The sequence below is a fragment of the Bradyrhizobium sp. CCBAU 45389 genome (genome assembly GCF_028128625.1).
Classification (GTDB): Bacteria; Pseudomonadota; Alphaproteobacteria; order Rhizobiales; family Xanthobacteraceae; genus Bradyrhizobium; species Bradyrhizobium liaoningense_B.
This window is the reverse complement of sequence record NZ_LBIY01000097.1, coordinates 254,773-267,384: the sequence shown is the minus strand read 5'-3', so window position 1 is coordinate 267,384 and position 12,612 is coordinate 254,773. Positions and strand designations below refer to the sequence as shown.

Annotated in this window: 14 protein-coding genes; 9 read left to right on the top strand and 5 right to left on the bottom strand. The window is 64.5% G+C overall.

The window, feature by feature from the left end; all coding sequences use genetic code 11:
• Positions 1 to 396: 396 nt before the first annotated feature.
• The gene (locus XH79_RS34130; RefSeq protein WP_212341371.1) at positions 397 to 951 is read left to right on the top strand and encodes a PAS domain-containing protein; all 555 of its coding nucleotides are present in this window, start codon (positions 397 to 399) and stop codon (positions 949 to 951) included.
• A 176-nt stretch (positions 952 to 1,127) separates the two neighbouring features.
• Positions 1,128 to 1,955 (top strand): Crp/Fnr family transcriptional regulator, encoded by an 828-nt coding sequence (locus tag XH79_RS34125; protein ID WP_333938926.1) that lies wholly within the window; start codon positions 1,128 to 1,130, stop codon positions 1,953 to 1,955.
• Positions 1,956 to 2,233: 278 nt separating this feature from the next.
• Here XH79_RS34125 and XH79_RS34115 read toward each other — a convergent pair whose 3' ends face one another.
• Positions 2,234 to 2,719 (bottom strand): phasin, encoded by a 486-nt coding sequence (locus tag XH79_RS34115; protein ID WP_271584522.1) that lies wholly within the window; start codon positions 2,717 to 2,719, stop codon positions 2,234 to 2,236.
• A gap of 374 nt (positions 2,720 to 3,093) precedes the next feature.
• On the opposite strand from XH79_RS34115, the gene XH79_RS34110 reads away from it, so the two are divergent.
• Both XH79_RS34110 and XH79_RS34105 read left to right on the top strand, forming a co-directional pair.
• Positions 3,094 to 3,600: a GNAT family N-acetyltransferase gene (locus XH79_RS34110; RefSeq protein ID WP_271584521.1), complete on the top strand. Its 507-nt coding sequence runs from the start codon at positions 3,094 to 3,096 to the stop codon at positions 3,598 to 3,600.
• Positions 3,601 to 3,727: 127 nt separating this feature from the next.
• Entirely contained in the window at positions 3,728 to 4,027 is a 300-nt protein-coding gene (locus XH79_RS34105) for a hypothetical protein (RefSeq protein ID WP_212341367.1), read from the top strand.
• Positions 4,028 to 4,102: 75 nt separating this feature from the next.
• Here the strand turns inward: XH79_RS34105 and XH79_RS34100 are convergent, their stop codons facing one another.
• Positions 4,103 to 6,043, bottom strand: coding sequence for a DEAD/DEAH box helicase (locus XH79_RS34100; RefSeq protein ID WP_271584520.1), 1,941 nt, complete (start codon positions 6,041 to 6,043; stop codon positions 4,103 to 4,105).
• A gap of 246 nt (positions 6,044 to 6,289) precedes the next feature.
• On the opposite strand from XH79_RS34100, the gene XH79_RS34095 reads away from it, so the two are divergent.
• From XH79_RS34095 to XH79_RS34085, 3 genes are all read left to right on the top strand, one after another.
• Positions 6,290 to 6,802, top strand: a complete 513-nt coding sequence (locus tag XH79_RS34095; RefSeq protein WP_271584519.1) for a hypothetical protein — start codon at positions 6,290 to 6,292, stop codon at positions 6,800 to 6,802.
• A gap of 84 nt (positions 6,803 to 6,886) precedes the next feature.
• Complete coding sequence (locus tag XH79_RS34090) at positions 6,887 to 7,627, top strand: metallophosphoesterase family protein (protein ID WP_271584518.1); 741 nt, start codon at positions 6,887 to 6,889, stop codon at positions 7,625 to 7,627.
• Positions 7,628 to 7,717: 90 nt separating this feature from the next.
• Positions 7,718 to 8,071 carry a cupin domain-containing protein gene (locus XH79_RS34085; protein ID WP_271584517.1) on the top strand — a complete coding sequence of 118 codons (354 nt, stop codon included), beginning with the start codon at positions 7,718 to 7,720 and terminating at the stop codon, positions 8,069 to 8,071.
• Between the two features lie 23 nt (positions 8,072 to 8,094).
• On the opposite strand, the gene XH79_RS34080 is transcribed toward XH79_RS34085, so the two are convergent.
• The 3 genes from XH79_RS34080 to XH79_RS34070 form a co-directional block, all read right to left on the bottom strand.
• Entirely contained in the window at positions 8,095 to 8,607 is a 513-nt protein-coding gene (locus XH79_RS34080) for a hypothetical protein (RefSeq protein WP_271584516.1), read from the bottom strand.
• Between the two features lie 114 nt (positions 8,608 to 8,721).
• The gene (locus tag XH79_RS34075; RefSeq protein ID WP_271584515.1) at positions 8,722 to 9,135 is read right to left on the bottom strand and encodes a VOC family protein; all 414 of its coding nucleotides are present in this window, start codon (positions 9,133 to 9,135) and stop codon (positions 8,722 to 8,724) included.
• Between the two features lie 5 nt (positions 9,136 to 9,140).
• A complete protein-coding gene (locus tag XH79_RS34070; protein ID WP_271584514.1) occupies positions 9,141 to 10,292 on the bottom strand; it encodes a zinc-binding dehydrogenase in 1,152 nt (383 codons plus the stop codon).
• A gap of 215 nt (positions 10,293 to 10,507) precedes the next feature.
• On the opposite strand from XH79_RS34070, the gene XH79_RS34065 reads away from it, so the two are divergent.
• Both XH79_RS34065 and XH79_RS34060 read left to right on the top strand, forming a co-directional pair.
• A complete protein-coding gene (locus XH79_RS34065) occupies positions 10,508 to 10,987 on the top strand; it encodes a GNAT family N-acetyltransferase (protein ID WP_212341358.1) in 480 nt (159 codons plus the stop codon).
• 355 nt (positions 10,988 to 11,342) lie between these two features.
• Positions 11,343 to 12,566 (top strand): MFS transporter, encoded by a 1,224-nt coding sequence (locus tag XH79_RS34060; protein ID WP_212341552.1) that lies wholly within the window; start codon positions 11,343 to 11,345, stop codon positions 12,564 to 12,566.
• Positions 12,567 to 12,612: the final 46 nt, after the last annotated feature.

The following is a 12,612-nucleotide window of genomic DNA, read 5'->3' as shown; positions in this document are numbered from 1 at the left end:
GGCCTTGCGCAAGTGCGCAAAAGGAAAAGGCAGGGCCCTGGGAAAGCCCTGCCTGTCCGTGTCGGCCTTCCGATGCCCTGGGGAATGAAGGTGTATCCCCACCCCTCCCCGGCCCGTGGCCAAACTGTTTGACGCCCTGTGTACAGGCCCCGCCGAGAACCTGGAGAAAAGTGGCGAGGCTTGCGACCGCGGTCACCATAGCAGGGCCGCGCGAGGCGCGAAGCGCATAGTTAATTTAACGTTAACAACGCAAAGACCGCTTCAACGGGCCTGAAAAGGCCCCCGCGGCATGGACGCTGCAAATCCCCTCCTGCACAACAACAGAAGGGATCGTGGGTGCACTGAAGCGGGACAGATCTGTCCCGCGAGGTTGCGCCCCCGGGGTTAGCGTCAGTCATGAAACATCCGTCGAGCCGCGCGTTCTTCGCATATTGGGACAAGAAGCGCGGTACTGCGCGGGCCCCTGACCGGGCCGACATCGATCCGGCCGCGGTCCGCGGCCTGCTCGGCGACATCTTCGTGCTGTCCTGCGAGCCCAGTCTCGGCTTCCCCTTCCGCGTTGCCGGCACCCGCGTCTGCGCACTGGCCGGGATCGACCTCAAGGACAAGAGCTTCGCGGCGCTGTTCACGGCGGCGAGCCGCAGCGAGATCGAGGAGATCGCGACCATCGTCGCCGACGAGACGCTCGGTGCGATCGCCGGCGTCACCGCCGCGCGCGAGGACGGCAGCAAGGCGCATCTCGAGCTCCTGCTGCTGCCCTTCAACGCGCGCCCGCATACGCCGGTGAGCGTCACCGGCGTGCTCGCGCCCTTCGACGACGAATGCGGCACGCTTTCAGCCTTCACCCTCACCTCCTGGCGCTACCTGCACCAGCCGGAGAAGCTGCTGCCGCGCGCGATCCGCAAACTTCAGATCGCACGCGGGCTGATGGTCTATGAGGGGCTGCGCTAGGACCTGCTCTCGCGTCAGACGCGCAGCTTTGCATACAGCCGGTCCGATCTTCGAAGGCTTGATCGAGATCAAACGCATTCGCGCACCGGCTTGCCAATACGTCAGAGGAACCTTAGCTTTTAAGACGAGTTTATTCGTTTGCCGTGGCAAGCGGCAGCGCAGCTCGATTGGTGAAGATGCGTCTGCCGGGCGTCCGTCCAGGGACAATTCCCGTGATGGAGCACGCGACTAGAGTTGGCAATCGGTTGTTAGCTGCGTTACCGCCGGCCGATTTCGCGTTGCTTGCACCTTATTTGCGAAAAGTAGAGCTCCAGCACGACGCAGTCCTGGTTCGATCGGGCGACAAGATCGATCACCTCTCCTTTCCCTGCAGCGGCGCGGTCGCCCTCATCATGGAGTTGCCGAACGGACAGACGGCGGCAACTGCCGTGATCGGCAACGACGGCGCTGTCGGACTCATGACGGCGCTCGGCCCGATCCGATCACCCATGACCGCGGTCGTCCGCGTGGCCGGAACGGCGCTGCAGATCTCACCCGCACGATTTCACATTGCGCTCGAACGCAGTCCCGCCATTGCAAACTCGGTTCAGCTGCTCACCAGGACGCTGCTGACGCAATTCCAGCACGTCGCAGCTTGCAACGCCCTGCATTCGGTCGAGGCGCGCCTCGCCCGCTGGCTGCTGCACATCCACGACCGGACGGACGGCGGTGACCTGCTGCCCTTGACGCAGGAGACGCTGTCGGAATTGCTCGGCGTCCGGCGCACCACGGTCACGCACGTGGTGAGCGCGTTGCGCGCGTCACGGGCGATCAAGTCCAACCGGCGCGGCCAGCTCGAGATCGACAGGCACCGGCTCGAGGTCATCGCCTGTGAGTGCTACAAGGTGATGAGCCGCAGGATCGATCGGATCGTTTCGCAGGATGCGCCGAGGCTCCTTCACGCCGCGCCGGCGCCGATTGGCTGCCTGCCCCCGGATCCGCCCTTCGCCAAGACCGACTCGTAGACCCACGCCTCTTTGGCGAACCATTCATGCGTCGCGGCGCACATCCGGCAATAGGTGCGCGAAAAGAACACCGCACTGCATCGAAACCTCTCGCCATCCATCTCGATGCCCGTCGGAATAGCGTTTCCCGTTTCCGGGCACTTGATCATCACCATACCCATCGTGATTTCCTCCAGCTTGGCGTCACCTCGACAGTGAGGGCGGCCGCAATCGGCTGGACGGCTTCTCTTCTTGCGGAGACGCTCGTCCAGCCGATCCGCGCGGCCAAACGCTTCGATTCAAGCAGCGCTACGCAATACCCGGTTCAAGCTCTGCTTGATCGGCTCGGCCGTTTCGGTCGCGGCCTTCTGGGCGAGATCCCAGAGTTCGCGATTCTGAGCCGAAGTCGCTTCAAAGGTCTTGCGGCTGTGGGCGGAGGAGAGGTTGACGAGATCGGTAAATGACCTCGCATCGACAAGCTGGGAAATGAAGTCCAGCGTGGAGGTCGTGTTGGCGTGGGATAGTTCGATGAGCCTGATGCCATAGTCGGCGGCACGCTTGGCATTGGTCGAATAGGCATCGCAAAGAGCTGCGGTGACTTCCTCCGAAGTCGCCCTCACTTTCGCAAAATTCGCCTGGGCCCGCGTGGCGCCCTGCTCGGCGAAACTGCCGAACATCGTCTGCATGTTGAAGAACGGTACGTCGAACTGGAGCTTTGCGCTTCCGTTGGCCCCCACGTCTTGCGGGGCTGCATTCGTCTCGACTTTCACATTGGCATCACTCACGGGCTTTCATCCTTTCAAGCGAAACTAGATCACGGATTGAAGACTCCCCGGGCGTCGCGGTGCATGCCGCACCAGGACACCGATACTGCTACTTTCAACGCGGTGGGATTGTTGCTGCGGATAACCGGCCCCGTCCCCCTTGCAGAGCCAAATATGAACGAGGAGAGTGGCCAGTTCGGTTCGCTTTCAGACTCTCAGCCGAAATTAATTCAATTTCCTGCGACGAAGCGGCCCAGACCGAGTTCCGCATCTCTGAAGTTGCCGCAATCGCATGCGCCAACTTGAGATCAGCGCACTTGGCTAGGGCGGTTGCGCGAGGCGTCGTATTCCTGCGGGCGGCATAGACCGGAGTGAGTGAGACGGAATAGTCCGACATGAGCAAGCCGCACTGGCGTCCCGCGCGCGCCTCCGACCTGCCCGCGATCAGCGCGATCGCGGCGCGTATCCATCCCGACCTTCCGGAACGACCCGAGGTGTTCGCGGAAAAGATGCGGCTCTATCCCGATGGCTGCCGCGCGCTCATTGCGGACGACGAGATCGTTGGTTACGGCCTCGCGCATCCCTGGAAGCAGCACCGGATCCCGCCGCTTGATGTTTTCCTCGAACGTCTCCCCGACGATGCGGATTGCATCTATGTGCACGACGTCGCGGTGCTGCCCGATTTCCGCGGCGGCGCGTCGCGCGCTTATGTTGCCGATATCGAGAAGCTGGCGCATGCGTCAGGCATCGCGTCGCTCGCGCTGGTCTCGGTCTATGCCACGCGGCCGCTGTGGGAGCGGTCCGGCTTTCGACCGGTACCTGCGGATGCGCAATTGCGTGCCAAGCTCGCATCCTACGGCAATGGCGCGACCTACATGCTCCGCGACCTCGCCGCGACGTAACGTCCCAGCCGGTCAATCCCGGCTCACGCGGGCGTGAAGCCGCGCGCTCGAACCGCTTTCGGCCAGGTCCCGTCGAAGAACTGCGCGGGCCGTTCCGGTCTCGCCGAACCGAGACTGGAGAATGTCCATGAAACTCACATTGACGAAAGTTGCCTTGATTGCATTCGCTGCCACGGCTGCGTTCACCTCGACCAGCGCCAACGCGGCGCAGTATCGCACCTATGGCTGCGACACCGCCTTCTTCGAAGGCTGCGGCATCCTGATCGAGACGCCGACCCCCGGCGGCGCACGACGCACCGTTCCCCTGACCCACGATACCTCGCCGACCTATATGAAGCAGACCGATCCGCGCTACAGCTCGTCGATGCGTGATGCTGGCGGTGGTGGCGGCGGTGGTGGTGGTGGTGGCGGTGGCGGCGGCCGCTGAACTCACACAGGCTTTTCAGATGATGCCGCCGGCGCAATCCGGCGGCATCATTGCTGTCTAATTGTCTGGCGTCGCTCAGCCGCGACGCTTCTTCTTTGATTTCTTTCCTGGCGCACCCTTGACCGGCCACGGCGTGACCGACGGCTCTGCATGGCCCGGCTTGCTCTTGTGCCGCTTCTTCTTTCCGAAGGACGGCGGATCGTCGAATTTCGGCCTGCGTTCGCCGTGCCCCTTGTCCCGCGGCTTGAATCCCGTCTCGCGCGGTCGATCGTCGCGACGTTCACGATGTTCGCTGTTACCGCTCTCACGCTGAGATGCGTGGTACCGCTCCTCCGAGGGCTCGTGCCGCTGCGGCGCCTCCGCCATCGGCTCGATGCGGATGCTGTCCTCCTTGTCCGGACGCTTGATCTTCGCGGCAAAAGACTCCGCGACCCGCTCGGAAATCTCGAACTCGGTGGTGGTGTCCATGATCTTGATGGCACCGATGTCGCGCTTGTCGATGCCGCCGCGGCGGCAGATCATCGGCAGCAGCCAGCGCGCTTCCGCATTCTTGCGCCGCCCGATCGCGGCGCGGAACCAGACGCTGCCCTCCGCCATGACGTGCTTCGAGGACGTTTTTCCGGACTTCGATCGAGGCTTGGCGGGACGATCGTCGCCGCCTTCAAACCTGTCGCGGCCGCGATCGTCGCGCGGCCGGCCGGTCCGCTCGCCGGGATCGATGATGTCTTCGGGTGACGGCAGCCGCGCGCGATAGAGCCGCGCGAGCGCGGCGGCGATGTCCTCGGCCGACCGCTCGGCCAACAAGGCTTGCGCCAAGGCCAGGTCGTCGGACGTCGTCTCCTCGGTGAACAGCACGTCCTTCATGCGCTCGTGATCGAGCTTGCGGATTTCATCCGCCTGCGGCGCCGTGCCCCAGTCCGCATCGATGCCCGAGAGGTTCAGCAACAGTTCCGCACGCCGCCGCCGCGCGGGCGGCACCAAGAGGACGCTCGTTCCCTTCCGGCCCGCACGCCCGGTGCGGCCCGAGCGGTGCTGCATGACCTCGGCGTCGTTGGGCAGATCAGCATGGATGACGAGGTCGAGGCTCGGCAGATCGATGCCGCGGGCGGCAACGTCGGTCGCGACGCAGACGCGGGCGCGCCCGTCGCGCAGCGACTGCAGCGCCAGGGTCCGCTCGTTCTGCGTCAGTTCGCCCGACAGGGCGACCACGGCAAAGCCGCGCTCCAGAAGCGCTGCCTGCAAATGCCTGACGGCATCGCGCGTGCTGCAGAACACCAGCGCGCTCGGCGCTTCGTAGAAGCGGAGCACGTTGACGACGGCATGCTCGACGTCGGCGGGCGCGATGCGGATGGCGCGATACTCGATATCGGCATGACCGCCCTCGTCGCCGGCGACCTCGATCCGGAAGGCATCGCGCTGATACTGCCGCGCCAGCGCGACGATCCCGCGCGGAAACGTTGCCGAGAACAGCAACGTGCGGCGCGTCTCCGGCGTGGTCTCGAGGATGAATTCCATGTCCTCGCGAAAGCCGAGATTGAGCATCTCGTCGGCCTCGTCGAGCACGACGGCGGCGAGTTCGGAGATATCGAGACGGCCGCGCCGCAGATGATCGCACAGCCGTCCGGGCGTGCCGACGACGATGTGCGCGCCGGCGGCCAGCTCGCGCTGCTCGCGCCGCGGATCCATGCCGCCGACACAGGAGACGACGCGCCCGCCTGCATGCCCGTACAGCCAGGCCAGCTCGCGCTGAACCTGAAGTGCGAGCTCGCGGGTCGGCGCGACGATCAAGGCGAGCGGGGCGGCCGCGGGCCCGAAGTGCTCGGCGTCATCAAGCAGATTCTTGGCGATGGCCAATCCATAAGCAACGGTCTTGCCGGAACCGGTCTGGGCCGACACCAGCAGGTCGCGGCTGGTGGCTTCATGGGCGAGCACGGCGAGCTGGACGGGCGTCAGTGAATCATAGTTCCGCTCGGCCAAAGCTCGGGCGAGCGGCGGGGTCAGGGCCGGAAGAGACACGGGATGGAGAACCTTGGTTAATTCAGGCGCGGAACGATGAAACCGGCGGACCTGAGCTGGCGGGCGCGGCAACGGGCCTGGCCGCACGCTGGCGATGTGATTGGAGGCTCTTTACGCCAAGTACCGCCAAATCACCATGCCTTTGATGCATGGCTTTCCGGAGAGAGCCGCGCCTGAAGGTTGCAGCGGATTTTTGCAGCCACCTCCATTAGCCTGAGCCCCACCGGATGTGATGGGAATGACCGCGTGACGTCCTCCGTCAAACGCAGCTGTGGCGACTGCACACTCTGCTGCAAGGTGATGGCCATCGAGGCGCTGGCCAAGCCCGCGAACACCTGGTGCCGGCATTGCAAACCCGGCCGCGGCTGCGCGACCTACTCTGCGCGGCCGGGTGAATGCGAGGACTTCGCCTGCCTGTGGCTGGCGAGCGATCTCCTCGACGAACGATGGAAGCCCAACCGGTCAAAACTCGTCCTGACCACCTCGGAGGACGGCATCGAAGTCCGCTGCGACCCGGGCTCTCCCAACGCCTGGCGCGGGGAGCCCTACGCCGGCGACATCCGCGCATGGGCGGCGGAGGGCGAGCGCAACGACATGACGGTGGTCGTGATCGCTGGTCAGCGCCTGATCCTCATCACGCCGGATCGCGAGTTCGATCTCGGGATCGTGGGGCCGGACGAACGGATCGTGCGGGAGGTCGAGGGCACCAAGGTGGTTGGCGCGAGGGTGGTGAAAGATAGCCAGATTAGCGATGGCTAGTTGGTGAACGTGCCATTGGCTGATGCTAGATATGTCCAGCGACCTGGCAGCTTAAGTTCAGGCGAAATAAAAGGGAGCACAACGATGCGATTGGCAGTCATTTCCGACATCCACGGCAACCTTGTCGCGCTGGAGGCGGTGCTGGCCGACATCAAGGCACGGGGCGTCGATCGCACTCTCAACCTCGGGGATTGCGTCACCAGCCCGTTGTGGCCGAAAGAGACTTTCGAAGCCCTGCAATCGCTGTCGTTGCCGACCGTGCGCGGAAACCATGATCGCTGGATCGAGGAATTTCCGGACGACAAGCTCTCGCCGGCAGGTCTGTTTGCGCGCAACGCGTTGACTGCGGAGCAGCGGCGCACCCTCCACAGCCTGCCCTCCCAACTGCGACTGGACGATGGCATCCTGGCCTGCCATGGCACGCCCGAGAGCGATACGACGTGCTTGCTGGAGGAATCGCTCGACGACGGCCGCTTTGTGCCGGCACGCCGCGACGTGCTGGAGGCACGCCTGGCGAGCGAGCCGGCGGCGCGCGTGGTGCTGTGTGGCCATAGCCACCGCCAGGCCGTCATTCACGGGCCGCGCGAGTGCTTGGTCCTTAATCCGGGGAGCGTCGGATGCCCGGTCTTCGCGGACATTCCCTTTGCCGCAAAACTGGAACACCGCTCGCCTCACGCCCGCTACGCGATCCTCACCAAGGGAAAAAGGGGCTGGCAGGTCGAACTCCTGGCACTCGAATACGACTGGGAGGCCGCCTCGGCGCGCGCGCTCGCCAACAACCGCCCTGAATGGGCACAGGCCATGTTGTCCGGATACGTCAAATAGAAGCTGGCTGCTCTGCTGAACGAATGCGGCCTTGTCGCGCCCTGCACTCGCCCCCAAATCGTACCCCACGAGAGAGCAACGGGGAAAAACATGGCCGACAGCATATCGCTTGCCGACAAGCTCGCGACCTTTGGGGATTATTGGTCGCCGCGCACGATCACGACCTTCAACGATTGCGACGTGATGGTGGTGAAGGTGAAGGGCGAGTTCACCTGGCACAAGCACGATGACACCGACGATTTCTTTCTGGTCCTGAAGGGCAGTCTCGACATCGAACTGCGGGATCGCACGGTGACGCTCGGCCCGGGCGAAGTCTACGTCGTTCCCCGGGGTGTCGAGCATCGCCCGGTGGCGCGCGAGGAGGTCCATCTCATGCTGATCGAGCCGACTGGCACGCCGAACACGGGCGATAAGGCGACCGCCGCTGCGCGTAAGCTCGCATAGAGGGCAACGCGGTTGGCTCTGGCCTAGTCCCTCGAGGTCGCCAGCCTGCTGAACCTACCGATCAGCTTGGCTCTTGCCCGCGCAACAGTGTCCTTGGCCGCGTGGGCCAGGGCCCGAATGGCCCGCCAGGCTTCGGTTGCCTGCAGCCACGCTTTCATCTCGGCGAACTTACCATAGGTCCAGGCAAACGCCGGAATCCGCATCAGCTTGTCCCGCGTGAGATGGAAAAGGCGCTCCACCAGCACAAGCTTGAGCAGCTCGCCGATGATAAAAGTCACCGCACCGCTAACGACCTGACCGGTTGCAGCGAGGTAGGCTGCGACCGGCTTGATCGGCTCCAAAATGATGACGGGCACGGAAAACAGGGCGAGCGATGGATAAGGCGGAAGCGCCCTGATCCAGGCGCGCAACCGCCTGAACTCGAAATACCGCCCGATCCAGCGGGCGATCGGCCTTGCCACGGCCATGAAGACCGCATCCACCAGGAAGTAGATCGCAGCCAGGATGTAAGTGACGGGTTTCAGGATTCGCTTCACGATACCTCTCCCGCGAACTGAAAGCCGGAACTGGGACTTAAGTTTCACCTCGACGTGAATAACTTGCGGATTCCTGGTGGAACTTTTTGGGCCATCGCCCGCCTCTGCCGCGGTTCAGATCTCGGCATAGACCTCCAGAAGATTGCCGTCAGGGTCGCGAAAGAACAACGTGCGATGTCCGAAGGGCTGGTCCGTCGGCGGCGAGAGCAACGCCACGCCCTGCCGCACGAGCTCGTCGGCACATTGATCGACCTCGGCCGCGGAGACCTTGAAGGCCAGTTGAAGCGAGGCGCTGCCCGCCGGGGTCGGCGCATCGGAAGCGGTCCGGCTCGGTTTTGCCAGAGCCAGCGTGTTGTTGCCCAAGCCGTATTCGATCCAGTTCGGCGAGAGCTCGCGCGAGAGCGGAAAGGCGAGCACGTCCTCATAGAAGCGCCGCATCGCGGCCATGTCGCGCACGAAGATCACGGTGTAGTCGATCGCGCGGATGGCACCGAAGGGTGAGCGGGGACTGCTTGGCCTCTCGTCCATCACGGCTAGTCCACCAGCTCCGGCCACGGCACGATGGTCGACTTCACCGTCTTCATCGCCATCGCATCCTTCACCGCCTGCGCGACGCCCTCTTCCGTGAAAGGATAGATCGTCTGCATCTTCAGCCAGGGATATTTGTCACGCGTGCGGTAGAGCATGTCGACGCCGAGCGGCAGATCGTTGCCGGTAAAGCCCCAGGATCCCAGCACGTTGAGATCCTTGGTGCAGATGCGGTGCCAGGACGTATCGATCGAGCCGGCGTCGGTGAACTGGCCCATCTCGACATAGGTGCCGCCGTCGCGCAGCATCTCGATGCCTTCGGGGCCGGCCGTGGGATGACCCGAGCAATCCATCACGAGGTCGGCGCCGAAGCCGCCGACGATTTTCCGCACGCGATCGATGCGCTCCTGAGGCGACTTCAGCTCCTCGATGTTGACGGTCGCCTCCGCACCGAACTCGCGCGCGAGCTTGAGCCGCGGCTCCTCCGGCGCGCCGACACAGACGACGCGCGCGGCCCCCATCTCCTTTGCGGCCGCGACCGCGAGAATGCCGATCGGGCCCGAGCCCTGGATCACGACCGTGTCGCCCCAGGAAAAACCACCGGCACGGGTCGCACGGTTGAAGGCGCGGATGCAGGAGGTCAGCGGCTCGGACAGTGCCCCCAGCCGCAGCGACATGTCGTCGGGCAGCTTGTAGATCTTGGTGCCCGGCAGCATCTCGAGATCGACATAGACATATTCGGCCCAGCCGCCCCACATGTGCGGCGCCTTGTCGAAGCCGAGATAGCGGCCGTAATAGACCGGCGTCAGGCACTTGTTCGCCGTCTGCGGATAGTGAATGCAGTAGTAGCAGCGCCCGCACGGCATCAGCGGCGGGATCATCACCTTGGAGCCGACGGTCAGCGGCTTGCTCATAAAATCCTCGGAAAACTCCTCGCCGCATTCGACGATGACACCGCCGAGCTCGTGGCCGAGCGTGAATGGCCAGGGCAGCGGCTTCGGCCAGTGTCCTTTGAGGATGTGCAGATCGGTGCCACAGACCCCGCAGGCGCCGACCTTGATCAGCGCGGCCTTGCGGCCGACCTTCGGCCACGGCACGGTGCGGATGACGGGCTCCGAGCCCGGTCCTGCGTGGGTGCAGACGCGGATCTGTTGCATGGCTGTTTCCTCGGTGCCCGTCTGTTATGATTGATGGGTGCGGGCTGAAGACAAGCGTATGTGAGATGCGCGATCGTGCCAAGCGGGCAGTCTCGTAGCCCGCAAGAGCGATGCGATATGCGGGGGCGGCGGTCCCGGATATTGCGGAGCCTGTCATCGGGCGGCGCCTTGCGCCGACCCGTTGGCTCATCCGGGCTACAAGGAGCGCTACGCTGATGCTGCGCGACTATCGAGCTGACGATGCGGAGGCGATCGTGCGTGTCGCGTTGGCGGCGTTCGCAGAGTTCGAGCAGCATTATTCCGACTGGCCGCTGTTCATGACCCACGTCGCGAAGATGCCGGAGCTTGCCAAGACCGGCGAGATCATCGTTGCCGAAGACGGCGACCAGGTCGTTGGCGCCGTCGTGTATGTCGGCGCGCAAGCGCCGAAGCCGGCGTTCTTCGACCCGGCCTGGCCGGTCATTCGCATGCTGGTGGTCGATCCTTCCGCGCGCGGCAAGGGCATCGGCCGACAATTGACCGAAGAATGCCTGCGCCGCGCCGAGCGCGACCAATCGCCGGCCATCGCCCTCCACACGACGCCGATCATGACGGTCGCGTTGCCGATGTATCTGCGGATGGGATTTGTGAGGATTGGCGAGGCGCCGGATATTTTGGGCGTGCCGTATGCGGTCTACGTGAAGTCGCTGGCGTAAGAGCAGGTTCGTAGCCCGCATGAGCGAAGCGACATGCGGGAACACTGTCCCGGATATCGCTAGCGCTCATCCGGGCTACGTAACCTGCCTGCGACAACCACCGCCGTCATCCTGAGGTGCTCCCCTTGCGATGCTTAGCATCGCAAGGGGAGCCTCGAAGGATGGGCAACGGCGCTTGCGGCCCATCCTTCGAGGCGCGCAAGAGCGCGCACCTCAGGATGACGGTGGAGCTTGTGGCAGCACTGCATGGCTGGTGTCCAAGCACACCCAAGTGTCTTGAGCACGGGCCAGCGAACGTGTAACTCCCCAAGAGTCCTTTCCAGGTGCCCGCTTGAACCCCCTTCCCCAAAATCCCATGGTCGCGTCCGGCTCGTTCGCGGCGATGAGGTCCGTGCCGTATCGTCTCCAGTTCACGGCCTACGTGCTGGCGATGATGGCGGACAATATCGAGCATGTGATCAGCTATTGGGTGGTGTTCCAGAAATTCCATTCGCCGACGCTGGGCGGGTTTGCCGTGCTGTCGCACTGGCTGCCGTTCCTGCTGTTCTCGGTCGCCGTCGGCGGGCTCGCCGACCGGTTCGATCCGCGCCGGATCATCCAGTGCGGCATGCTGCTGTTCATCGTCGCTTCCGCCGGATGGGGCTTCTTCTTCCTCACCGACACCATCCAGATGTGGCACGCGATGCTGCTGCTGGTGATCCATGGCTGCGCCGGCGTGCTGTGGCAGACGCCGAACCAGCTGCTGCTCTACGACCTCGTCGGCCCCGCGGACCTTCCGAGCGCGGTGCGGCTGAACGCGATGGCCCGCTATCTGGGCATTCTGGTCGGACCTGCAGTGGGCGGCGTCATCATGCTGACGCTCGGCCCCTCGCACGGCATCATCTTCAACACGCTGTTCTATCTGCCGATGCTGCTCTGGCTGTTCTGGGCGCCGGTGCGGGACAAGAGCCTGGCTGCGCGACGCTTCGCCGTGCGCGGCCTTGCCGACATCGTGCTCACCATCCGCGCCATCGGCACGCAGCCGGTGCTGACGGCGATGACGTGGCTCGCCGGCCTCACCTCGTTCATGATCGGCAACGCCTATCACGCCCAGATGCCGGGCTTTGCCGGCGATCTCGGCCATGGCGATCCCGGCGTCTCCTACAGCGTGCTGCTCGCGGCGGATGCCGCCGGCGCGCTGCTCGCCGGCATCGCGCTGGAATCCTGGGGGCGGCTGAAAGGCACGCCGCGCACCGCGATCATGCTCGCGATGCTCTGGAGCGTTGCACTGCTCGGCTTCGCCGCAATGCGGATCTATCCGGTCGCGATCGTGCTGCTGTTCTTCGCGGGCTTCTTCGAGCTGTCGTTCAACACCATGGCGCAGGCCCTGGTGCAGCTGAACGCACCGCATGACATCCGCGGCCGCGTCGTCGGTCTCTACAACATGGCCGGCCTCGGCATGCGGGCGTTCAGCGGCATCACGGTCGGCGTGTTCGGCGCGGCGATCGGCATCCACTGGTCGCTCGGGCTGTCGGCCGCGGTGCTGCTGGCGCTGCTGTGCCTGCTCTATGGGCGCGCGACGAGGAAGGCGGCCGGTTGACTCTGGTCCCTCCCCACCGCACCCTCGATTGAGGGCCTGGGGGAGT